Source organism: Citrobacter sp. Cf118 (assembly GCF_030334095.1).
GTDB classification, from domain to species: domain Bacteria; phylum Pseudomonadota; class Gammaproteobacteria; order Enterobacterales; family Enterobacteriaceae; genus Citrobacter; species Citrobacter freundii.
On the sequence record NZ_JAOWES010000089.1, the window covers coordinates 82090 to 105156 of the forward strand.

Consider the following 23067-nt stretch of genomic DNA (forward strand, 5'->3'; position numbering starts at 1 on the left):
GTAATTAGATTTTGAGTGAATGAAATTTCAATTATTTTGATTTGTTATGCAATAAATAAAGGCTCGCCAGGGCGATTGATCCAGGTCATCGCCGACTGGGGCAAAAAATGGCAGGCTTTGGCCTCTTTTCAAGGCGCGGTCTACCAGATTATGCAGTTACAGAAATTAGTCAATATGTTTGGTGGGGATCTTTCTCGCCGTTATGGGCAAAAGGTTCATAAACTCACGCTGCACGGCGGCTTTAGCTGTCCAAATCGTGATGGCACCATCGGACGTGGCGGATGTACTTTCTGTAATGTCGCCTCGTTTGCCGATGAAACTCAGCAGCATCATTCCATTGCCGAGCAGCTTGAGCATCAGGCGCAGTTGGTCAATCGCGCCAGACGCTATCTGGCCTATTTCCAGGCCTATACCAGCACCTTTGCTGAAGTACAGGTGCTGCGTTCGATGTATCAGCAGGCGGTCAGCCAGGCCAGTATTGTCGGGTTATGCGTTGGGACGCGCCCCGACTGCGTGCCGGATGCGGTACTCGATCTGCTTTGCGAGTATAAAGACCTGGGTTATGAGGTATGGCTGGAACTTGGTCTGCAAACCGCACATGACAAAACCCTGCACCGTATTAACCGCGGTCATGATTTTGCCTGCTACCAGAACACCACGCGACTGGCGCGTGAACGCGGGCTGAAAGTCTGTTCGCACCTGATTGTCGGTCTGCCGGGAGAAGGGCAGGCAGAATGCCTGCAAACCATGGAACGTGTAGTGGAGACGGGTGTCGACGGTATTAAGCTGCATCCGCTGCATATTGTGAAAGGCAGTACGATGGCGAAAGCCTGGGAGGCTGGGCGGCTGAACGGAATTGAACTGGACGATTATACGGTTACCGCCGGGGAGATGATCCGCCATACGCCGCCAGAGGTGATTTATCATCGCATTTCCGCCAGCGCGCGTCGCCCAACGTTGTTAGCACCGCTATGGTGTGAAAATCGCTGGACTGGGATGGTTGAACTGGATAAGTACCTTAACGAGCACGGCGTGCAAGGCTCGGCGCTGGGTACGCCATGGGTGCAGCCGGTGATCTAACCCTCGTAGGCCGGATAAGGCAAAGCCGACATCCGGCAATCTGCGCCTGCTTGCCTGATGGCGCTTAGCTTATCAGGCCTACGATTAACCTCTCTACGGTCATTTCACTGATAACCTCCGCATTTCTTGCACATTCTCAAACGTCACGCCAAGAATTGAGTATTATTGTGCCAAGTTGTCGTGAAGGAACCCTCTATGAAGCAAATCCGTATGCTGGCGCAATATTACGTCGACCTAATGATGAAGTTGGGTCTGGTGCGCTTTTCGCTGCTGTTGGCGCTGGCTCTGGTCGTGTTGGCAATTGTGGTGCAGATGGCTGTCACCATGGTGCTGCATGGCCAGGTAGAAAGCATTGATGTTATCCGTTCTATCTTTTTTGGTCTGTTAATTACCCCTTGGGCTGTCTATTTCCTGTCAGTGGTGGTGGAGCAACTGGAAGAGTCCCGGCAACGCCTGTCACGACTGGTACAAAAGCTGGAAGAGATGCGCGAGCGCGATCTCAAGCTCAATGTGCAATTGAAAGATAATATAGCCCAGCTCAATCAGGAAATTGTTGAGCGCGAAAAAGCCGAAGCGGAGCGCCAGGAAACGTTCGAGCAACTGAAGGTTGAAATCAAAGAGCGCGAAGAAACGCAGATCCAGCTCGAGCAACAGTCTTCCTTTTTACGCTCTTTCCTTGATGCCTCGCCGGATCTGGTTTTTTATCGCAATGAAGATAAAGAATTTTCCGGCTGTAACCGTGCCATGGAACTGCTGACTGGCAAAAGCGAAAAGCAACTGGTGAACTTAAAACCGGCTGACGTTTACTCTCCTGAAGCGGCTGAAAAGGTAATTGAAACCGACGAGAAGGTATTCCGTCATAACGTCTCACTCACCTACGAACAGTGGCTGGACTACCCGGACGGGCGCAAAGCCTGCTTTGAAATTCGTAAAGTGCCGTACTATGACCGCGTAGGTAAGCGACATGGCCTGATGGGTTTTGGGCGCGATATTACCGAGCGTAAGCGTTATCAGGACGCGCTTGAACGTGCCAGCCGTGATAAGACCACCTTCATTTCCACCATCAGCCACGAGCTGCGCACTCCGCTTAACGGCATTGTCGGCTTAAGCCGGATCCTGTTGGATACAGACCTGACCGCTGAGCAGGAAAAATACCTGAAAACCATCCATGTCTCTGCCGTGACGCTGGGGAATATTTTCAACGATATCATAGATATGGATAAGATGGAGCGACGTAAAGTCCAGCTCGATAACCAGCCTGTTGATTTCACCAGCTTTATGGCGGATCTGGAAAACCTTTCTGGCCTGCAGGCGCAGCAAAAAGGGCTGCGTTTTGTACTTGAGCCAACATTACCGCTACCGCATAAGGTCATTACCGACGGCACGCGTTTGCGCCAGATTCTGTGGAATCTGATCAGCAACGCCGTGAAGTTCACTCAGCAGGGACAGGTGACCGTGCGGGCGCGCTATGACCAGGGCGATATGCTGCATTTCGAGGTTGAAGATTCTGGGATCGGCATTCCGCAGGATGAGCAGGATAAAATCTTCGCCATGTATTATCAGGTGAAGGACAGCAACGGCGGTAAACCGGCCACAGGAACCGGGATTGGTTTGGCCGTGTCGAAGCGTCTGGCGAAAAATATGGGCGGCGATATTACGGTTTCCAGCCAGGCAGGTAAAGGCTCCATCTTTACTCTGACCGTACATGCGCCTGCGGTAGCGGAAGAGATTGAAGACGCCTTTGAAGACGATGACATGCCGCTGCCAGCCCTGAATGTGCTGCTGGTGGAAGACATTGAACTGAACGTTATTGTTGCGCGTTCCGTGCTGGAAAAATTAGGCAACAGCGTGGATGTCGCGATGACCGGGAAAGCCGCGCTGGAAATGTTTACGCCGGGTGAATATGACCTGGTGCTGCTGGATATTCAGCTACCGGATATGACCGGTCTGGATATCTCGCGGGAGCTCACGCAAAAATACGCTCGTGAGGACCTTCCGCCGCTGGTTGCACTCACCGCTAACGTACTGAAAGATAAAAAAGAGTATTTGGACGCGGGAATGGATGACGTGCTGAGTAAGCCGCTGTCGGTTCCGGCGCTAACCGCCATGATCAAAAAATACTGGGATACCAGAAACGAAGAGGAGAGCACTGTGACATCTGAAGAAAGCAGTAAATCGCAAGCGCTGTTAGATATTCCTATGTTGGAACAATACCTCGAGCTGGTGGGACCGAAGTTAATTACCGACGGGCTGGCGGTGTTTGAGAAGATGATGCCGGGATATTTGAGCGTGCTGGAGTCAAACTTGACCGCACGGGATAAAAAAGGCGTGGTTGAGGAAGGTCATAAAATTAAAGGCGCAGCAGGTTCTGTGGGGCTGCGTCACCTGCAACAGTTAGGTCAGCAAATCCAGTCTCCGGACCTTCCCGCCTGGGAAGATAACGTTGCTGAATGGATTGAAGAGATGAAGCAGGAGTGGCAGCACGACGTGGCGGTATTAAAAGCCTGGGTGGCGAGCGTGGAAAAAAAATGACCCCGGCTTGACCGGGGTGCGCGAATACTGCGCCAACACCAGGGAAATCGTGGCTGCGCCGTAAATTATTATCATTGTTTACAAGGGCGCAGCCCTAATTTTCAGGCCGCACGCAGTTAAGATAGCAAATCTTAAATAATTTGTTACATGAATCAGTTAAATGTGTGAAGCGTAGCATTTAAATCATAATAACTAATATGTTTCAGCCAGTTGAGAAAGGAGTATCACGATGAAAAAAGTGGGTGTAGTGCTCAGTGGATGCGGCGTGTATGACGGTGCAGAGATCCATGAAACTGTTCTCACGCTTCTGGCCATTGCCCGCAACGGCGCTCAGGCCGTCTGCTTTGCTCCGGATAAACAGCAAGCGGATGTGATTAATCATCTGACCGGCGAGCCGATGCTGGAAACGCGTAATGTACTGATTGAAGCCGCACGTCTAACACGCGGTGAAATTCGCCCGCTCGCTCAGGCAGTCTCAGCGGAACTGGATGCGTTGATCGTGCCGGGTGGGTTTGGTGCGGCCAAAAATCTGAGCAATTTTGCCAGTCAGGGCAGCGAATGCCGGGTTGACAGCGACTTAGCCGCGCTGGCGGTGGCCATGCATCAGGCGGGTAAGCCGCTAGGATTTATGTGCATTGCGCCCGCTATGTTACCTAAAATTTTTGATTTCCCGCTGCGTCTGACCATCGGTACTGATATCGATACGGCAGAGGTGCTGGAAGAGATGGGCGCTGAGCATGTGCCTTGTCCGGTTGATGACATTGTCGTCGATGAGGACAACAAAATTGTTACCACGCCCGCCTATATGCTGGCGCAGGATATCGCTCAGGCTGCGAGTGGCATCGATAAACTGGTATCGCGTGTGCTGGTGCTGGCTGAATGAGAACAGGAGTTACCGCCTTTCTGCGACGTATCTTTCTGCGGGCGGTCATTGTCCTCGGCGTATTCTGGGGCGGGGGCATCGCACTTTTCAGCGTGATGCCTGTGCCTTTCTCGGCGGTGATGGTTGAACGGCAACTGGGCGCATGGCTGTCCGGTGATTTTGGTTATGTGGCGCACTCAGACTGGGTGAGCATGGACGAGATTTCACCTTGGATGGGACTGGCCGTCATTGCCGCGGAGGACCAGAAGTTTCCCGAGCACTGGGGATTCGATGTCTCCGCCATAGAGAAAGCGCTGGCGCACAATGAACGCAATGAAAACCGTATTCGCGGAGCGTCGACGTTATCGCAACAGACGGCGAAAAACCTCTTTCTGTGGGATGGACGTAGCTGGGTACGTAAAGGTCTTGAAGCCGGGCTAACGCTGGGTATGGAAACCGTCTGGAGCAAGAAACGTATTCTGACCGTTTACCTTAATATCGCTGAGTTTGGCGATGGGATTTTTGGTGTGGAGGCGGCGGCGCAGCGCTATTTCCATAAGCCTGCCAGTCGGTTGAGTCTGTCTGAAGCGGCCTTGCTGGCGGCGGTATTACCTAATCCTTTGCGTTTTAAAGCGAATGCGCCTTCTGGTTATGTGCGTAGCCGTCAGGCGTGGATCATGCGTCAAATGCGCCAGTTAGGCGGTGAGTCGTTTATGCGGGAAAATAAGCTGTATTAATTGCTGCTGTCGCTGTTTTTGTAGGCCTGATTTAAGTGCAGCGCATCAGGCACAATACGACACAATGGCATTGCCGGATGCGGCGTAAACGCCTTATCCGACCTACTGGCTACGTGTTAAAACCACTTGACTAATCTTCATCAAAACCTGAATTAAACAGGGCAACCACTGCGGCAAGGGCTTCAACTTCCTGCGGACCCGTGGCTTCAACTTCTATCTGACGCCCTTTGGCTGAATCCAGCATCAGCAGAGCGATAACGCTGTTGGCCTCGGCTTCCGTTCCTTCATCATTACGCAGCAAAACTTCTGCTTCGAAACCCTGCATCAATTCAAACAGTTTCATAGCTGGACGGGCATGCATGCCCAGCTTATTAGTGATTTCAACGGTTTGCTTCACGGTCATGATTTACGTTTTTCCAGCGTACGATGGCGTGACTGCACGTTTTTACCGCGTGAGCGGAAGTAGTCTGCCAGCTGCTCTGCAATATACACCGAACGGTGCTTCCCGCCGGTACAACCGATGGCTACGGTGAGATAGCTACGGTTGTTGGTCTCCAGCATGGGTAACCATAGCTCAAGATAGCTGCGCGTCTGGTAGATAAAATTGTGTACTTCTGTGTGCCTGTCGAGGAACGCGGCGACGGGGCGGTCAAGACCGGTCATTGGGCGCAGCTTCGGATCCCAGTGCGGGTTAGGCAGGAAGCGCACGTCAAAGACGTAATCTGCATCAATCGGGATACCGTGTTTGAAACCAAAGGATTCGAAAACCATCGTCAATTCACGTTCACGTTTGCCCAACAGTCGGGTACGCAACATTTCCGCCAGTTCGTGCACGGACATTTCGGAGGTATCAACGATCAGGTCAGCGCGAGAGCGCAAAGGCTCAAGCAAATCGCTTTCCTTATCGATAGCGCTTTCCAGAGACAAGTTCTTGCTGGAGAGTGGGTGCAGGCGACGCGTGTCACTGTAGCGACGAATCAGCGTGTTACGGTCAGCATCAAGGAACAGCAGTTGTGGTGAGAAACCTTCAGGCAGATTGTTCATGGCCTGCTCGAAAATCTCCGGGGACTCAGGCATGTTGCGCACATCAATGCTGACGGCCGCAGAAATCTGGCGATCGGCCAGAGTACGAGCCAGATCGGGCAACAGCACTACGGGAAGGTTATCCACGCAGTAAAAACCCATATCTTCCAGCGCACGCAGAGCGACAGATTTACCTGACCCTGAACGGCCGCTGACGATCATCAGTACCATGTACTGTTTCTCCTCACAACGACAAAAAAGGATGCCATTGGGTTGTTATGCTTCATCCTGTCCACCTTCGGTGTCCGTGATGATTTGATACAACTCCTGGTCACTCTGTGCGGCGCGCAGACGACGACAGATGGTTTTATCCGCCAGACGTTTTGCGACCAGTGACAACGTATGCAAATGCGTCTTGGTTTGGTCCGCCGGAACCAGCAGGGCGAACAGCAGATCGACTGGCTGATTATCAATAGCGTCGAAGGCGATAGGCGTTTCAAGTTGCACAAACACACCAACCGCGCGCATCGTGTCTTCTTCCAGCTTTCCATGCGGGATAGCAATACCATTACCGATGCCGGTACTGCCCATTTTTTCACGCGTCAGAATGGCCTCAAATACCACCTGAGAAGGCAAGCTGAGCTGTTTTGCCGCCAGTTCACTGATGATTTCCAGTGCGCGTTTCTTGCTTTGGCAGTGAACGCCTGCGCGTGTACATTCCTGGTTAAGAACAGTGCTCAGTTGTAGAGTCGTATCGTTATTTGTCATAATTTCACCTAAGCGCTAACTGTACAAATGGCCCGTTGTGCTACACAACAGGCCGTCCTGCACCCGCTAACTGCCCGGACAAGTTAGTGCTGTTTCAGTTTATCTTTATGTTTTGTTAACTGCCGAGCCAGTTTATCAATTAAACCGTCAATGGCGGCGTACATATCCTGACCTTCCGCGCTGGCATGAATTTCGCCACCGTTCACATGCAGCGTTGCATCCGAGATATGTGTAACCTTCTCCACTTTCAACACAATATAGACCTGATTAATCCGGTCGAAATATTGTTCAAGCTTGGCAAATTTTGTATTAACAAAATCGCGCAGGGCTTCAGTGATTTCGACGTTGTTTCCAGTGATGTTGAGCTGCATAGTGTCTTCCTTATCGGTTGGGTCAGACCAGCTGTTTGCGCTGGTTAGACGGCGGAATGGATAAAGACTCTCGGTACTTCGCAACGGTGCGGCGTGCCACCATGATACCCTGTTCTGACAGCATAGAGGTTAACTTGCTGTCACTCAGTGGTTTCGCGGGGTTTTCCGCAGCAATTAATTTCTTCACCAGCGCACGGATCGCCGTGGATGAGGCTTCGCCTCCACCTTCAGTGTTAACGTGACTGGAAAAGAAATACTTCAATTCAAAAATGCCGCGCGGACTGTGCAGATACTTTTGCGTGGTCACACGGGAAATGGTCGATTCGTGCATCTCGACGGCCTGGGCGATATCCGCCAGCACCATCGGTTTCATAAACTCTTCGCCTTGCTCAAAGAAGGCTTGCTGTTGTTCAACGATGCAACGGCTTACGCGCAGCAGTGTATCATTGCGGCTTTCCAGGCTTTTAATCAGCCACTTCGCATCCTGTAGATTGCTACGGATAAACTGACTGTCGGCATCGTTGCGCGCGCTATTGCACATAGCAGCGTAGTGCTGGTTAATCTGCAGTCGTGGGATGCTGTCGCTGTTGAGTTCGACCACCCAGCGATCGTTATGCTTACGCACCAGCACATCCGGAATAACGTATTCTGGTTCGCCAGTCTGGATCGACTGCCCAGGCCTTGGATCCAGTGACTGAATAAGATTGACGGCTTCTTTTAGCACGTCTTCTTTCAGTCGGGTCACGCGCATCAGCGTGCGGAAGTCATGGTTGGCTAACAGGTCGAGATGATCGCTGATGATCAGGCGCGCTTCTTCCAGCCACGGTGTGGCTTTATCAAACTGCGAAAGTTGGATCAGTAAGCAGTCGCGGAGATCTTTAGCGGCCACGCCTACGGGATCAAAGCGCTGAACGCGTTTAAGCACGGCTTCGATTTCGTCCATACCGACGTCGTCATCGCCCATGCTTTCGAGAATATCGTCCAGGGTCACGGTGAGATAACCGGTTTCGTCTACCGCATCCACAATGGATGTCGCAATGGCGCGATCGGTATCCGAGAACGGGGTCAGTTCCACTTGCCACATCAGGTAATCCTGTAGTGATTGCGTGGTCTCACCTTGATACACAGGCAGCTCGTCGTCGATGTAATCTCCGCTGGTGCCCGAAGGCGTCCCGGCGGTATAAATTTCATCCCAACTGGCATCGAGTGGCAGCTCCTCAGGCATCTCTTTTTGTTCGAGAGCATCAGCGGTGTCGAGGGTTTCGCTGTCCTGTTTTTCCTGGGTATCAATTTCGTCGTGAAGATCGGTTTGCTCGAGCAGTGGGTTACTTTCCAGCGCTTGCTGAAGTTCTTGCTGAAGTTCCAGCGTGGACAGCTGCAACAGACGGATAGCCTGTTGTAGCTGAGGCGTCATCGCCAGTTGTTGGCTAAGCCTGAGTTGCAAACCTTGCTTCATGTTCAGAGTTGTTTTCTCCTGCGGTGACGTGAAGTCTTCTACCCTATCAGAGTCTGAAGTCTTCCCCAAGGTATACGCGCTTAACGTGCTCATCCTGCAGTATTTCTGTTGGCGTGCCGTGCGCGATCAGGTGCCCCTGACTCACGATATAGGCGCGCTCACACACTGCCAGCGTTTCGCGGACGTTATGGTCGGTAATCAGCACGCCAAGGCCGCTGTCGCGCAGGTGTTCGATGATCCGTTTGATATCAATAACGGAAATCGGGTCAACACCGGCAAACGGTTCATCCAGCAGGATAAATTTCGGATTAGCGGCCAGTGCGCGGGCGATCTCCACGCGGCGTCGTTCACCACCGGAGAGCGACTGCCCCATACTGTCACGCAGGTGCTCGATGTGGAATTCTTCCATCAGCTCGTTGGCGCGATCTTCCCGCTGCTCGCTGGTCAGATCGTCACGAATTTGCAGTACCGCCATCAGGTTATCAAACACGCTCAGGCGACGGAAAATCGATGCTTCCTGCGGTAAGTAGCCGATGCCGCGACGCGCGCGCGCATGCAGAGGCAGCAGGCTGATGTCTTCGTCATCAATGATAATGTTACCCGCATCGCGCGGGACAATGCCGACCACCATGTAAAAGGTTGTTGTCTTGCCTGCACCGTTAGGACCGAGCAGACCGACGATCTCCCCGGAGTTGACGGTCAGACTGACATCTTCCACCACACGACGGCCTTTATAGGCTTTTGCAAGGTTCTTTGCAGTTAATGTTGCCATAACGAATCAGTTACCTTTTTTCTCTGCCGGAGCCTTGTTTTTGTCCTGCAACTGCGACGGAACCAGAACGGTGGTGACGCGTTTGCCTTTATCGCTGAAGGCCTGCATTTTCTGCTCTTTTACCAGATAGGTGATCTTATCGCCCGTGATGTTGCTATCGAGCTGTTCCAGATACGCCTTGCCGGTTAGCACGACAAAGTCTTTCGCCAGTTCATAGTGCATCTGCGAGGCGCGGCCTTTAACCGGTTTACCGTTGTCCTGCATCTGGTAAAACGTCGCTGGATTGCCATAGCCGTCAATCACTTCTTTGCCGTCTTCGCCGCCAGGACGGGTCACGACGACTTTATCGGCGTTAATTTTGATGGTGCCCTGAGTCACAATCACGTTGCCAGTAAACGTTACCACGTTGCCCTGCATATCCAGGGACTGCTGGTCCGACTCAATGTGAATCGGCTGCTCGGTATCGCCGGTGACGGCAAATGCCGGAATGCTGGCGGCCAGAAGTGAGCTGGCAAGTACAAGATTAAGGCTGAGTTTGTTTGTTTTGGATTTCATATGAGGTTCTAACCTTTTCAATCAGCTCGGCGTTCTTGCTGCGTAAGTTGCCGCGCATCTTCAGTCCGCTGGAGTTAAATGTTGTGCCATACAACGTCACCAGATCATCGGAAGTGACATCTTGTGTCACCAGGTTAATCTGCGCGTTATCGGTCGTAATTCTGCGTAGTTGAGAGTCAGGCACCAGGGCGTTAACCTCAACATGGCCGTACAGATACAGCATCCGATCGTTGGTCAATTTGGCTTTATCGGCCTTGATCGTCCAGGTCGGTACTTTATCCTTATCAAATGTGGTTAATACTGGTTGAGTAAACCACGAAACCGCTTGTTCCGAATAATATTCAACGTGTTGTGCGATCAAGTGATAGCTCAGCGCGCCTTCCGGACTATACACGACGGTATCAGTATGTTCGCTCTTATAGGTTGGCTCGTTGTTATTGACGACGACCTGAGCGGTGTCCTCTTTGTCTGCCAGATTAATACCAATCATCACAAGGACAGCCAGAGACAGTAGAATGATAACCCAACGTCTGGTTTTGCTCATATCGATTGCCCTTTGGCCTCGTCCAGTTTGCCCTGCGCCAGGAGTAATAAATCGCAGACTTCACGCACAGCGCCACGTCCCCCATTAATACGGGTGACATAATCGGCCCGCGGGATCAGCAAAGGGTGGGCATCTGCCACCGCGACGCTCAATCCCACTTGTGCCATCACCGGCCAGTCGATCAGGTCATCGCCAACGTAGGCGACATTCTCCGGCGCGATCGCCAGTTTGCTAAGGAGATCGCCAAAAGCAACCAGTTTGTCTGACTGTCCCTGATACAGGTGGGTGATCCCCAAAGTGGCACAGCGATCTTCTACAAGTTTAGCCTTTCGTCCGGTAATAATGGCAACCTCAATACCGGAAGTGAGCGCACAGCGAATTCCGTAACCATCGCGGACGTTAAAAGCCTTCAGCTCTTCACCGTTGTTGCCCATATAAATCAGACCATCAGACAGTACGCCATCCACATCCAGGATCAGCAAACGGATGTTTTCTGCCCGGGTGATAACGTCTGCGCTGACGGGTCCATAACAGGTCGCAAGCGACGCACCTGCTTTACTCATTTTCGTTATCCTTGAGTTTCTTACACTACACCTGCACGTAGCAGATCATGCATATGTAACACACCGAGTAACTGGTCGCCATCAGCAACCATTACCGAGGTGATATGGCGGGACTGCATTAAGTTCAGGGCATCGACGGCAAGAATACCCGGACGCACGCGAATGCCTCCAGGGGTCATCACATCGGCAATGCCTAACTGGCGTACATCAACGCCCATATCGAAGACACGACGTAAATCACCATCGGTGAAAATACCGTCAATCTTCATGGCATCATCGCAAATGACGGTCATGCCGAGATTTTTACGCGTGATCTCAATTAAGGCGTCACGCAGGCTGGCGTTTTTGGTTACATGCGGGATCTCGTCGCCCGTATGCATAATATCGTTAACGCGCAGTAAAAGCTTACGGCCCAGTGCGCCACCGGGATGAGACAATGCAAAATCTTCCGCGGTAAAGCCGCGCGCTTTTAATAATGCCACCGCAAGGGCATCGCCCATCACCAGTGTTGCTGTCGTGCTGCTGGTCGGCGCCAGGCCTAACGGACAAGCTTCCTTGGGCACTTTAACACACAGATGCACATCTGCTGCACGCGCCATACTGCTTTCCGGACGACCGGTCATGCAGATAAGCGGTACATGAAGACGTTTTAATACCGGGATCAGCGCCGCTATCTCATTGGATTCACCGGAGTTAGAGATGGCGATGACCACATCCTGCGGCGAGACCATACCCAGATCGCCATGTGCAGCTTCGCCTGGGTGTACAAAAAATGAGGGGGTGCCGGTGCTGGCAAATGTGGCTGCCATTTTCCGCCCGATATGGCCGGATTTCCCCATTCCCATCACCACGACTTTGCCCGGGCAACTGAATATTTTCTCGCATGCCAGGGTAAAATTTTGGTTGATGTACTGATCAAGCTCCGCCAGGCCTTCACGTTCAATTGCCAGGACTTCCTTGCCTGCTTGCTGAAAGTCAAAACCCGGTTGCAACTCTAAGTGCGACATAATGCGTTTCCAGTTATCCAACGAGAAGTGGCGATAACCAATACAGCATCGCCAGCCATATGATAAAACCGCCGGTCAGCAGCGCGCCCGCGCCGCGACCAATCTGGCGCGGACGTCGCCAGCAGAGTAATGCAAAAATAACGCTCACCAGCAGCATGACGCTGTAGTCCCGGACGAAGGCCATCGGATTGACTTCGCCCGGCGTAATCAACGCCGGTAGCCCGAGGACGATAACAATATTAAAAATGTTCGCGCCGATAATGTTACCGACGGCAATATCGTTTTCACCTTTACGCAGACCCGCAATCGCCGTTGCCAGTTCCGGCAGGCTGGTACCAATGGCGACCACCGTCAACCCGATGGTGAGTTCGCTCATGGCGAAATAGTTCGCCAGTACGGTAGCGTTATCTACCACCATACGCGTAGCCATAGGCATAATAATCAGCGCAATACCCAACCACAAAAATGCGACGGGTAACCCGCCTTCGCGCGGCAGCTCAGCTATCTGCTCGCGTGTCAGGCTGTCATTGCCTTGTCGCTCGGCCAGACGAGCGATTTTAACAATGAATAGCAGCCATAGCACGGCCAGGAGCAGAAGAAAGAAACCGTCGCTGCGGCTCAACTGCCCGTCATACAGGACGGATGCAGCTAAAATACTTACCAGCAACATTAGCGGTAATTCACGACGCAGAACATCAGAATGCACGGTAAAAGGATGAATCAGCGCCGACAGGCCTAAAATAAGCAGAATGTTGGTGATGTTAGAACCTATGGCGGTCCCTACAGCCAGATCGAGTTGCCCATTCATCGATGCGGCAACGGAGACAATGATCTCCGGTAACGACGTACCAATGCTGACCACGGTCATTCCGATGATAATGGGGGGAATACCGACGTTTCGACATAAAATGGATGCGGCAAATACCAGACGGTCGGCACCGTAGACCACCAGAAGTAAACCAATTATTAACAGCGCCGTCGCTAAAAGCATCTAAAGTCCTTTCTTCAGGTATACTCGCCGGTCCTCTTGAAGGATCTTCTGGAAGCCGTAACGAAGTCTTAATTTTGACTTTATGCGGCTAAAAAGTAAAACAAATGCCAGCTTTCGCTAACCAGGACAGGCAATAATCTGTAAATATGTTGAGTTCAGGGCTAAATTGAGCGCCAAACTCTTCGATCAACGAGGCAATAGTAAAGGATGAATCAATGGGGCAGTCTGTGGCGAATCTAGTCGATATGCGCGATGTCAGCTTTTCCCGGGGCGACCGCTGCATCTTTGATAATATTTCCCTGACGGTACCGCGCGGTAAGGTGACGGCAATCATGGGGCCATCAGGCATCGGCAAAACGACGCTGTTGCGTCTGATTGGCGGACAGATCTCACCGGATAAGGGCGAGATTCTGTTTGACGGTGAGAACGTCCCGGCCATGTCCCGTTCGCGTTTATTTACCGTGCGTAAGCGCATGAGTATGCTGTTTCAGTCAGGTGCGCTATTTACCGACATGAATGTGTTTGACAACGTTGCGTACCCTCTGCGCGAGCATACGACGTTGCCAGCGCCGTTGCTGAAGAGCACGGTGATGATGAAGCTCGAGGCCGTCGGCCTGCGGGGTGCGGCCAAATTAATGCCTTCTGAATTATCCGGTGGGATGGCGCGCCGCGCTGCGTTAGCGCGTGCTATCGCGCTGGAGCCTGACCTCATTATGTTTGATGAGCCGTTCGTCGGTCAGGATCCCATCACCATGGGCGTGCTGGTGAAGTTGATTTCAGAACTGAACAGCGCGCTGGGTGTCACCTGTGTGGTGGTATCCCATGATGTGCCTGAAGTACTGAGTATTGCGGATTACGCCTATATAATGGCGGACAAAAAAATAGTGGCCTACGGTAGTGCTCAGGCGCTACAAGAAAATGCCGATCCGCGCGTACGCCAGTTCCTTGACGGCATTGCCGATGGACCGGTTCCGTTCCGTTACCCGGCGGGTGACTACCATATCGATTTACTCTAAACAGGGAGTTAAGCCACCCATGTTGTTAAATGCGCTGGCATCACTCGGACATCGAGGAATAAAAACCCTCAGGACGTTCGGGCGAGCCGGATTAATGTTGTTCAATGCGGTTGTCGGCAAACCGGAGTTTCGCAAACATGCGCCGCTGCTGATACGCCAGCTTTATAATGTCGGTGTCTTATCGATGCTGATCATTATTGTGTCAGGCGTATTCATCGGTATGGTGTTGGGATTGCAGGGATACCTGGTGCTGACGACCTACAGTGCGGAAACCAGCCTCGGTATGCTGGTGGCGCTGTCATTGTTACGTGAGCTGGGGCCGGTTGTTGCGGCGCTGCTGTTTGCCGGGCGGGCCGGATCGGCCTTAACTGCAGAGATTGGTCTGATGAGAGCGACCGAGCAGCTTTCCAGCCTGGAAATGATGGCCGTCGATCCACTGCGCCGGGTGATCTCTCCGCGTTTTTGGGCCGGTGTCATTTCATTGCCGCTGCTAACGATTATATTTGTCGCCGTGGGGATCTGGGGTGGTTCTCTGGTTGGCGTAAGCTGGAAGGGTATTGATGCGGGCTTTTTCTGGTCGGCTATGCAAAATGCCGTCGACTGGCGTCTGGACCTGGTCAACTGTCTGATTAAAAGCGTGGTGTTCGCCATTACGGTCACCTGGATTGCATTGTTCAATGGTTATGATGCGATCCCGACCTCTGCCGGGATTAGCCGGGCAACGACACGCACCGTTGTGCACGCCTCTCTTGCCGTTCTGGGGCTGGATTTTGTGCTGACCGCACTGATGTTTGGGAATTGAGTTCATGCAAACGAAAAAAAATGAAATTTGGGTCGGGTTATTCCTGCTGGTTGCGCTGCTGGCTGCGCTGTTTGTCTGCCTGAAGGCGGCGAACGTTACCTCAATGCGTACTGAACCGACTTACACGATTTATGCGACCTTTGATAATATCGGCGGCCTGAGAGAGCGTTCTCCGGTGCGGATTGGCGGGGTGGTAGTTGGACGCGTATCGGACATCTCGTTAGATCCGAAAACGTACCTGCCGCGCGTGACGCTGGAAATCGAATCGCGTTTTAACCATATTCCTGACACCAGTTCTCTGAGCATCCGTACTTCCGGTCTGCTGGGCGAACAGTATCTGGCATTGAACGTGGGTTTTGAAGATCCTGAGCTGGGAACGTCTATCCTCAAAGATGGCGGTACGATTCAGGACACGAAATCCGCGATGGTGCTGGAAGATATGATTGGTCAGTTCCTTTACAACAGCAACAGCAAAGGTGATGACAATAAGAATTCTGGCGATGCGCCAGCCGCAACTGAAGGCAATAATGAAGCCACTACGCCTGCGGGCGCAACGAAATAATATCAGGAGAATCGACGTATGTTTAAACGATTGATGATGGTGGCTATGCTGGTGATTGCTCCACTTAGCGCGGCAACCGCAGCAGACCAGACTAACCCGTACAAACTGATGGATGAGGCGGCGCAAAAGACCTTTGACCGTCTGAAAAACGAGCAACCAAAAATCCGTTCCAACCCCGATTACCTGCGTCAGGTCGTCGATCAGGAACTGCTGCCTTATGTGCAGGTTAAGTATGCCGGTGCGCTGGTGCTGGGTCGTTACTACAAAGATGCGACTCCTGCCCAACGTGAAGCCTATTTTGCTGCATTCCGTGAATATCTGAAGCAGGCTTACGGCCAGGCACTGGCGATGTACCACGGCCAGACCTATCAGATTGCCCCTGAGCAGCCGTTGGGTGATGCGACCATCGTACCTATCCGCGTAACCATCATCGATCCAAACGGTCGTCCTCCGGTACGTCTGGATTTCCAGTGGCGTAAAAACTCCCAGACCGGTAACTGGCAGGCGTATGACATGATCGCCGAAGGCGTAAGTATGATCACCACCAAACAAAATGAGTGGAGCGACCTGCTGCGTACCAAAGGTATTGATGGCCTGACGGCACAGCTGAAATCTATTTCTCAGCAGAAAATCACGCTGGAAGAGAAAAAATAATGACGCAGTCACTCACCTGGACGCGCGAAGGCGACAAGCTGGTGCTGGTGGGAGAGCTGGATCAGGACGTGTTAAATCCCTTATGGGATGCGCGAATTGAGGCGATGAAAGGGGTATCCTGCATCGATCTGAACCAGGTATCCCGGGTAGATACCGGCGGTCTGGCGTTACTGTTGCATCTGATTAATCAAGGCAAGCAGCAGGGAAACAGCGTTTCGCTCACTGGTGTTAACGATAAAGTGTACACGCTGGCGCAGCTTTACAATCTGCCTGACGACGTCCTTCCGCGTTAATTTTTCCAGGCCGGATAAGGTCTTGTGCCGCTATCCGGCAAAACCCCTGAGGGGGATCTGCCACTAAAGCCTTGTCTGATTTATCAGCGAGGCTTTTTGCTTATTTATGACAGCGCCACTTTGCTCTAAGATGTTGGGCTGTTTTCACTATCTGACGAATGAAGAGCCCATGGAAAATAATGAAATTCAGAGCGTGCTGATGAATGCACTCTCCCTCCAGGAAGTCCACGTTTCTGGCGACGGCAGTCACTTTCAGGTTATTGCCGTGGGTGAGATGTTTGAAGGCATGAGCCGGGTCAAGAAGCAGCAATCGGTCTATGGCCCGTTGATGGAGTACATTGCGGATAACCGCATTCATGCCGTGTCGATTAAGGCGTTTACCCCAGCGGAATGGGCGCGCGATCGCAAACTTAACGGTTTTTGAGCTACGGGTGATGTGCCGGTAGCGAAGATAAATTCTTAACAGAGAACAGAATAATGGATAAATTTCGTGTTCAGGGGCCAACCAAGCTCCAGGGCGAAGTCACAATTTCAGGCGCTAAAAACGCCGCACTGCCGATCCTGTTTGCGGCGCTGCTGGCTGAAGAACCTGTAGAGATCCAAAACGTCCCGAAACTGAAGGACGTTGACACATCAATGAAGCTGTTGAGCCAGCTGGGTGCGAAAGTTGAGCGTAATGGTTCCGTGCACATTGATGCGCGTGATGTGAACGTCTTCTGTGCGCCGTACGATCTGGTGAAAACCATGCGTGCATCCATTTGGGCGCTCGGGCCGCTGGTTGCCCGCTTTGGTCAGGGCCAGGTTTCACTGCCGGGCGGCTGCACCATCGGCGCGCGTCCGGTGGACCTGCACATTACCGGTCTGGAGCAGTTAGGCGCGACTATCAAGCTGGAAGAAGGCTATGTGAAAGCGTCCGTTGATGGCCGTCTGAAAGGCGCGCATATTGTCATGGACAAAGTGAGCGTCGGTGCGACTGTCACCATCATGTGTGCAGCAACGCTTGCCGAAGGCACCACCATCATCGAAAATGCCGCGCGCGAGCCGGAGATTGTGGATACCGCGAACTTCCTGATTGCGCTGGGCGCGAAGATCACGGGCCAGGGCACAGATCGTATTACGATCGAAGGCGTTGAGCGTCTCGGCGGTGGTGTGTATCGCGTTCTGCCAGACCGTATCGAAACCGGTACCTTCCTGGTGGCGGCGGCAATTTCTCGTGGCAAAATTATCTGCCGTAATGCACAACCGGACACACTGGATGCCGTTCTGGCGAAACTGCGTGATGCGGGTGCGGATATCGAAGTCGGCGACGACTGGATCAGCCTTGATATGCACGGCAAACGTCCGAAAGCGGTCAATGTGCGTACTGCGCCGCATCCGGCGTTCCCTACCGATATGCAGGCCCAGTTCACGCTGCTGAACCTGGTGGCAGAAGGGACCGGTTTCATCACGGAAACCGTGTTTGAGAACCGCTTTATGCACGTGCCTGAGCTGAGCCGTATGGGCGCTCACGCAGAAATCGAAAGCAATACCGTGATTTGCCACGGCGTGGAAACACTCTCAGGCGCACAGGTTATGGCGACCGATCTGCGTGCATCTGCAAGTTTAGTGCTGGCAGGTTGTATTGCTGAAGGTACAACAGTGGTCGATCGTATTTATCACATCGATCGCGGCTATGAGCGCATCGAAGATAAACTGCGTGCGCTGGGCGCAAACATTGAGCGCGTGAAAGGCGAGTAATCGTCAACGTCTCTTGTAACCCCCAGTTCAGTTGGCCGGGGGTTACAGCTCAATGTTCATTCCGGATTCTTTTTCTCTCTGCGACTCCTCATCATCCGCGTTCTGTCAATGAACTCATGCGTTTTGGCATCGTGATAGCGTGACGGCCAAATCACCCAGGGATCAGTTCCCAGTGCCCGGGCGATAATCAACTCACCTTTTGGCCATGGTCTCGTTAACGCATTTGCCAGCGTTGATGAACTCAATCCATTTTTACGTGATTCAGCGGCCATTGAGGTCCCTTTCTTGCGCAGTCCGGCGATGATGTCGGCCGGATGCCAGTCAATCAGCTTGTTTTCCATAAATTCATCTCTCCTTTGGTTAACGACTTACGGTTCCACGATCGGTTGTGGCGACACTATAACGCCCGAAGAACGAATGTTCTAAAATGTTCACGTAAGGTGTGTATATATTCAGAATATGCCAAGGTTCTGCGTGATTATCCGGAGGAGGGTGGGGGGATTACTAGAACTTATAAAAAAATCCCGTGCAGAGCACGGGATGAGGGAGGATGCTGTAGGGAATTAACGGTCGCGCTGTACGGCGATATGTGCCAGACCAATCAGCGCTTCTCTCCACGGCGTATCAGGCAGCACCTGCAACGCAGCGATGGCCTTATCAGCCTCTTCTTCTGCACGTTGGCGCGTCCACTCCAGGGAACCACAGGCGTTCATCGCTTCCAGAACCGGCTCCAGAAGGTGACGACCATTACCTTGCTCAATGGCCTGGCGGATCATTTGCGCTTGTTCTGGAGTACCGTGGCGCATGGCATGCAGCAGCGGCAGCGTAGGTTTACCCTCGTTGAGGTCATCACCGACGTTTTTACCCAGCTGCTCGCCATCCGCGCTGTAATCCAGCAAATCGTCAATTAACTGGAAAGCTGTACCGAGATAACGGCCATAATCCTGCAACCCTTTTTCTTGTTCTTCGCTACAGCCAGCCAGAATGCCTGAACATTGGGCTGCCGCTTCAAACAACCGCGCCGTCTTACTGTAGATGACGCGCATATAGTTTTCTTCGGTGATGTCTGGGTCGTTGACGTTCATCAGCTGCAAGACTTCACCTTCGGCGATGACGTTGACTGCTTTCGACATGACTTCCAGCACTTTCAACGAGCCAAGGCTGGTCATCATCTGAAATGCGCGGGTATAGATAAAATCGCCAACCAGCACGCTGGCCGCATTACCAAACGCCGCATTTGCCGTAGCTTTCCCACGGCGCATGTCTGACTCATCCACAACATCATCGTGCAGCAGGGTCGCTGTGTGGATAAACTCGATGAGGGCCGCGATCGTAACGTGCGCATTTTCCTGGTAACCAACGGCCCGCGCTGCGAGGACGGCGATCATTGGGCGAATGCGTTTTCCGCCGCCGCTAACGATGTAGTACCCCAGTTGATTGATCAACTGAACGTCAGAATTGAGCTGTTCAAGGATTGTCGCATTGACCCCCGCCATATCTTGCGCGGTTAACTCATTGATTTTTTCTAAATTCATCGCAAAAGCCGGGCTTCTCGCCCCGATTACCTTACTGTGTGAGAAGGTAACGTCGGGTTTAGGGTTATAAATATATGCTGATTGTACTGAAAAAACGCCGTAGATAAACGTTACCGTACGTGTTGTGTTTTTTTTCTTCATGTATTGACGGTAGCACTTGTCAAAGGCTCGCGTTTTGCGTAATATTCGCGCCCTATTGTGAATATTTATAGCGCACTCTGAATCATCAAAAAGGTGTGCGCGGAAGCGGAGTTTTTTATGTACGCGGTTTTCCAAAGTGGTGGTAAACAACACCGAGTAAGCGAAGGTCAGACCGTTCGCCTGGAAAAGCTGGACATCGCAACTGGCGAATCTGTTGAATTCGCAGAAGTTCTGATGATCGCAAACGGTGAAGAAGTCAAAATCGGCGTTCCTTTCGTTGATGGCGGCGTTATCAAAGCTGAAGTTGTTGCTCACGGTCGTGGCGAGAAAGTTAAAATTGTTAAGTTTCGTCGTCGTAAACACTACCGTAAGCAGCAGGGCCATCGTCAGTGGTTCACTGATGTGAAAATCACTGGCATCAGCGCTTAAGTTAAGGGGAGCAGATTAAATGGCACATAAAAAGGCTGGCGGCTCGACTCGTAACGGTCGCGATTCAGAAGCTAAACGTCTGGGCGTAAAACGCTTCGGCGGTGAAACAGTTCTGGCTGGTAGCATCATCGTTCGTCAACGTGGTACTAAATTCCACGCTGGCTCCAACGTTGGTTGCGGCAAAGACCACACTCTGTTTGCTAAAGCAGACGGTAAAGTGAAATTTGAAGTGAAAGGCCCGAAAAACCGTAAATTCATCAGCATCGTTGCTGAATAAGTTTTTCGCGTCCCGGTAACGGATAAAAGCCCCGCAACACGTTGCGGGGCTTTTTACATTCGACGGCCGGTAAATACGCTCGTCACGCCGTGACAACCCGGAAACGAGCCCTTGCAGGGAATACGGCATGAAGCAACAGGCAGGCATTGGTATTCTGTTAGCACTCACAACGGCAGTATGTTGGGGGGCTTTGCCAATAGCAATGAAGCAAGTGCTGGAGGTGATGGAGCCTCCTACCGTGGTGTTCTACCGTTTTTTAATGGCAAGCATTGGCCTTGGCGCTATTCTTGCGGTTAAAAAAAAGCTCCCTCCGTTGCGTATTTTTCGCAAAGCGCGTTGGCTGGTGTTGCTGGCTATCGCAACCGGTGGGCTGTTCGGTAACTTCATTCTGTTTAGTTCATCCTTGCAGTATTTGAGCCCAACGGCTTCGCAGGTTATAGGTCAGCTGTCACCGGTTGGTATGATGATCGCCAGCGTCTTTATCCTGAAAGAAAAGATGCGCGGCACGCAAGTAATTGGCGCCATTATGCTTCTGAGCGGCCTGGTCCTGTTTTTTAATACCAGTCTGATCGAAATTTTTACCCGACTCACCGATTACACCTGGGGCGTTATCTTTGGTGTCGGTGCGGCGATGGTTTGGGTGAGCTATGGGGTCGCGCAAAAGGTGTTATTGCGCCGCCTGGCATCACCGCAGATCCTGTTTTTACTGTACACTTTATGTACGATTGCGTTGTTGCCGCTGGCTAAACCCGTTGTTATCACGCAGCTCAGCGACTGGCAGCTGGCATGCCTGGTATTCTGCGGCCTGAATACGCTGGTAGGATACGGCGCTCTTGCGGAAGCGATGGCGCGTTGGCAGGCGGCGCAGGTGAGCGCTATTATCACGCTCACACCGCTGTTTACGTTGTTATTTTCAGATTTATTATCACTGGCCTGGCCCGATTTCTTCGCCAGACCGATGCTAAACCTATTAGGTTATCTCGGTGCGTTTATCGTGGTTGCGGGCGCGATGTATTCCGCCATTGGTCATCGAATTTGGGGCGGTTTACGTAAGCATGAAACGGTGGTTTCGCAACCCCGCTCAGGCGAATGATTTACGGAGAGTAAAATGAAGTTTGTTGATGAAGCATCGATTCTGGTCGTTGCAGGTGATGGCGGTAATGGTTGCGTCAGCTTCCGCCGCGAAAAGTACATCCCAAAAGGCGGTCCGGACGGTGGTGATGGTGGTGACGGTGGTGACGTTTGGCTGGAAGCCGACGAAAACCTGAACACACTAATCGATTACCGTTTTGAAAAATCATTCCGTGCGGAACGTGGTCAGAATGGCGCGAGCCGTGATTGCACCGGTAAGCGTGGCAAAGACGTCACGATCAAAGTGCCTGTTGGTACGCGTGTTATCGATCAGGGCACGGGCGAAACCATGGGCGACATGACCAAACACGGTCAGCGTCTGATGGTCGCTAAAGGCGGCTGGCATGGTCTGGGCAACACCCGTTTCAAATCATCGGTTAACCGTACTCCGCGTCAGAAAACAATGGGTACGCCGGGTGATAAGCGCGATCTGATGCTGGAGCTGATGCTGCTGGCAGACGTGGGTATGCTGGGTATGCCAAACGCCGGGAAATCGACGTTTATCCGTGCAGTATCTGCGGCGAAGCCGAAAGTCGCTGATTATCCGTTCACCACCCTGGTGCCGAGCCTGGGCGTGGTGCGTATGGACAACGAAAAGAGCTTCGTGGTTGCCGACATTCCGGGTCTGATTGAAGGTGCGGCTGAAGGCGCAGGCCTGGGTATCCGCTTCCTGAAGCATCTGGAACGTTGCCGCGTGTTGCTGCACCTCATCGATATCGATCCGATTGACGGTTCCGATCCGGTAGAAAACGCCCGTATCATTATTGGCGAACTGGAAAAATACAGTCAGGATCTGGCATCTAAACCGCGCTGGTTAGTTTTCAACAAAATTGATTTGATGGACAAGGCTGAAGCGGAAGAGAAAGCGAAAGCGATCGCCGAAGCGCTGGGCTGGGAAGGTAAATATTACCTGATCTCTGCCGCCAGCCAGCTGGGCGTGAAGGAACTTTGCTGGGATGTGATGACCTTTATCATCGAGAACCCGATTGTTCAGGCTGAAGAAGCGAAACAGCCAGAGAAAGTTGAGTTCATGTGGGATGATTATCACCGCCAGCAGCTCGCTGAAGTCGAAGACGAAGCGGAAGATGACTGGGATGACGATTGGGACGAAGAAGACGACGAAGGCGTCGAGTTCATCTACAAGCGTTAATCGCATGAAAAACCCCGGCCATGTTGCCGGGGTTATTGTTTTCAGGTCTCTCTGTAGGCCGGATAAGGCACGTTAGTGC

28 protein-coding genes are annotated in these 23067 nt (G+C 52.2%); 15 read left to right on the forward strand and 13 right to left on the reverse strand.

The window, feature by feature from the left end; genetic code table 11:
* Positions 1-150 precede the first annotated feature (150 nt).
* The 4 genes from mnmL to mtgA all read left to right on the forward strand — a co-directional run bounded on the left by mnmL (position 151) and on the right by mtgA (position 5211).
* On the forward strand, positions 151-1080 hold the full coding sequence (mnmL, locus tag OGX67_RS24015; protein ID WP_003025090.1) for a tRNA modification radical SAM protein MnmL/YtqA: 930 nt from the start codon (positions 151-153) through the stop codon (positions 1078-1080).
* Between the two features lie 195 nt (positions 1081-1275).
* A complete protein-coding gene (gene arcB, locus OGX67_RS24020) occupies positions 1276-3612 on the forward strand; it encodes an aerobic respiration two-component sensor histidine kinase ArcB (RefSeq protein ID WP_049015921.1) in 2337 nt (778 codons plus the stop codon).
* Between the two features lie 229 nt (positions 3613-3841).
* Positions 3842-4495, forward strand: coding sequence for an isoprenoid biosynthesis glyoxalase ElbB (gene elbB, locus OGX67_RS24025; protein ID WP_016151059.1), 654 nt, complete (start codon positions 3842-3844; stop codon positions 4493-4495).
* Complete coding sequence (gene mtgA, locus OGX67_RS24030; protein ID WP_003839927.1) at positions 4492-5211, forward strand: monofunctional biosynthetic peptidoglycan transglycosylase; 720 nt, start codon at positions 4492-4494, stop codon at positions 5209-5211. Before elbB ends, mtgA begins: the two co-directional genes overlap by 4 nt.
* A 130-nt stretch (positions 5212-5341) precedes the next feature.
* Here mtgA and npr read toward each other — a convergent pair whose 3' ends face one another.
* The 11 genes from npr to OGX67_RS24085 all read right to left on the reverse strand — a co-directional run bounded on the left by npr (position 5342) and on the right by OGX67_RS24085 (position 13261).
* Complete coding sequence (npr, locus tag OGX67_RS24035; protein ID WP_003025086.1) at positions 5342-5614, reverse strand: PTS phosphocarrier protein NPr; 273 nt, start codon at positions 5612-5614, stop codon at positions 5342-5344.
* A complete protein-coding gene (gene rapZ, locus OGX67_RS24040; RefSeq protein WP_003025085.1) occupies positions 5611-6465 on the reverse strand; it encodes an RNase adapter RapZ in 855 nt (284 codons plus the stop codon). Before rapZ ends, npr begins: the two co-directional genes overlap by 4 nt.
* A 45-nt stretch (positions 6466-6510) precedes the next feature.
* Positions 6511-7002 carry a PTS IIA-like nitrogen regulatory protein PtsN gene (gene ptsN, locus OGX67_RS24045; RefSeq protein ID WP_003025083.1) on the reverse strand — a complete coding sequence of 164 codons (492 nt, stop codon included), beginning with the start codon at positions 7000-7002 and terminating at the stop codon, positions 6511-6513.
* Between the two features lie 83 nt (positions 7003-7085).
* The gene (hpf, locus tag OGX67_RS24050) at positions 7086-7373 is read right to left on the reverse strand and encodes a ribosome hibernation promoting factor (protein ID WP_003025078.1); all 288 of its coding nucleotides are present in this window, start codon (positions 7371-7373) and stop codon (positions 7086-7088) included.
* A 22-nt stretch (positions 7374-7395) separates the two neighbouring features.
* The gene (rpoN, locus tag OGX67_RS24055; protein WP_003025074.1) at positions 7396-8829 is read right to left on the reverse strand and encodes an RNA polymerase factor sigma-54; all 1434 of its coding nucleotides are present in this window, start codon (positions 8827-8829) and stop codon (positions 7396-7398) included.
* 46 nt (positions 8830-8875) lie between these two features.
* Positions 8876-9601, reverse strand: coding sequence for an LPS export ABC transporter ATP-binding protein (gene lptB, locus OGX67_RS24060; protein ID WP_003025073.1), 726 nt, complete (start codon positions 9599-9601; stop codon positions 8876-8878).
* A 6-nt stretch (positions 9602-9607) separates the two neighbouring features.
* Complete coding sequence (gene lptA / locus OGX67_RS24065) at positions 9608-10156, reverse strand: lipopolysaccharide ABC transporter substrate-binding protein LptA (protein WP_003025070.1); 549 nt, start codon at positions 10154-10156, stop codon at positions 9608-9610.
* On the reverse strand, positions 10125-10700 hold the full coding sequence (lptC, locus tag OGX67_RS24070) for an LPS export ABC transporter periplasmic protein LptC (protein ID WP_003025068.1): 576 nt from the start codon (positions 10698-10700) through the stop codon (positions 10125-10127). The genes lptA and lptC overlap by 32 nt, the downstream gene beginning before the upstream one ends.
* Positions 10697-11263: a 3-deoxy-manno-octulosonate-8-phosphatase KdsC gene (gene kdsC, locus OGX67_RS24075; RefSeq protein WP_003025065.1), complete on the reverse strand. Its 567-nt coding sequence runs from the start codon at positions 11261-11263 to the stop codon at positions 10697-10699. Before kdsC ends, lptC begins: the two co-directional genes overlap by 4 nt.
* A gap of 20 nt (positions 11264-11283) precedes the next feature.
* The gene (gene kdsD / locus OGX67_RS24080; RefSeq protein WP_003025063.1) at positions 11284-12270 is read right to left on the reverse strand and encodes an arabinose-5-phosphate isomerase KdsD; all 987 of its coding nucleotides are present in this window, start codon (positions 12268-12270) and stop codon (positions 11284-11286) included.
* Positions 12271-12283: 13 nt separating this feature from the next.
* Positions 12284-13261: a calcium/sodium antiporter gene (locus OGX67_RS24085; RefSeq protein ID WP_003839941.1), complete on the reverse strand. Its 978-nt coding sequence runs from the start codon at positions 13259-13261 to the stop codon at positions 12284-12286.
* 215 nt (positions 13262-13476) lie between these two features.
* Here OGX67_RS24085 and mlaF point away from each other — a divergent pair, with 215 nt between their 5' ends.
* From mlaF to murA, 7 genes are all read left to right on the forward strand, one after another.
* Positions 13477-14277, forward strand: coding sequence for a phospholipid ABC transporter ATP-binding protein MlaF (gene mlaF, locus OGX67_RS24090; RefSeq protein WP_003025057.1), 801 nt, complete (start codon positions 13477-13479; stop codon positions 14275-14277).
* A gap of 19 nt (positions 14278-14296) precedes the next feature.
* Entirely contained in the window at positions 14297-15079 is a 783-nt protein-coding gene (gene mlaE, locus OGX67_RS24095; protein ID WP_003025053.1) for a lipid asymmetry maintenance ABC transporter permease subunit MlaE, read from the forward strand.
* A 4-nt stretch (positions 15080-15083) separates the two neighbouring features.
* Entirely contained in the window at positions 15084-15641 is a 558-nt protein-coding gene (gene mlaD, locus OGX67_RS24100; protein ID WP_003025050.1) for an outer membrane lipid asymmetry maintenance protein MlaD, read from the forward strand.
* Positions 15642-15659: 18 nt separating this feature from the next.
* On the forward strand, positions 15660-16295 hold the full coding sequence (gene mlaC / locus OGX67_RS24105; protein WP_003025047.1) for a phospholipid-binding protein MlaC: 636 nt from the start codon (positions 15660-15662) through the stop codon (positions 16293-16295).
* Positions 16295-16588, forward strand: a complete 294-nt coding sequence (gene mlaB / locus OGX67_RS24110; RefSeq protein ID WP_003025045.1) for a lipid asymmetry maintenance protein MlaB — start codon at positions 16295-16297, stop codon at positions 16586-16588. Before mlaC ends, mlaB begins: the two co-directional genes overlap by 1 nt.
* Before the next feature lie 169 nt (positions 16589-16757).
* Complete coding sequence (gene ibaG / locus OGX67_RS24115; protein ID WP_003025040.1) at positions 16758-17012, forward strand: BolA family iron metabolism protein IbaG; 255 nt, start codon at positions 16758-16760, stop codon at positions 17010-17012.
* Positions 17013-17065: 53 nt separating this feature from the next.
* On the forward strand, positions 17066-18325 hold the full coding sequence (gene murA, locus OGX67_RS24120) for a UDP-N-acetylglucosamine 1-carboxyvinyltransferase (protein ID WP_003839949.1): 1260 nt from the start codon (positions 17066-17068) through the stop codon (positions 18323-18325).
* A gap of 56 nt (positions 18326-18381) precedes the next feature.
* Here murA and sfsB read toward each other — a convergent pair whose 3' ends face one another.
* Positions 18382-18666 (reverse strand): DNA-binding transcriptional regulator SfsB, encoded by a 285-nt coding sequence (sfsB, locus tag OGX67_RS24125; RefSeq protein WP_003839952.1) that lies wholly within the window; start codon positions 18664-18666, stop codon positions 18382-18384.
* 222 nt (positions 18667-18888) lie between these two features.
* Positions 18889-19860, reverse strand: coding sequence for an octaprenyl diphosphate synthase (gene ispB / locus OGX67_RS24130; protein WP_003025033.1), 972 nt, complete (start codon positions 19858-19860; stop codon positions 18889-18891).
* A 258-nt stretch (positions 19861-20118) separates the two neighbouring features.
* On the opposite strand from ispB, the gene rplU reads away from it, so the two are divergent.
* From rplU to cgtA, 4 genes are all read left to right on the forward strand, one after another.
* Positions 20119-20430, forward strand: a complete 312-nt coding sequence (gene rplU, locus OGX67_RS24135; RefSeq protein WP_003025032.1) for a 50S ribosomal protein L21 — start codon at positions 20119-20121, stop codon at positions 20428-20430.
* Positions 20431-20449: 19 nt separating this feature from the next.
* Complete coding sequence (rpmA, locus tag OGX67_RS24140) at positions 20450-20707, forward strand: 50S ribosomal protein L27 (protein WP_003025030.1); 258 nt, start codon at positions 20450-20452, stop codon at positions 20705-20707.
* A gap of 127 nt (positions 20708-20834) precedes the next feature.
* A complete protein-coding gene (locus OGX67_RS24145) occupies positions 20835-21800 on the forward strand; it encodes a DMT family transporter (protein WP_257651770.1) in 966 nt (321 codons plus the stop codon).
* Between the two features lie 15 nt (positions 21801-21815).
* Complete coding sequence (gene cgtA / locus OGX67_RS24150) at positions 21816-22988, forward strand: Obg family GTPase CgtA (RefSeq protein ID WP_257651769.1); 1173 nt, start codon at positions 21816-21818, stop codon at positions 22986-22988.
* Positions 22989-23067: the final 79 nt, after the last annotated feature.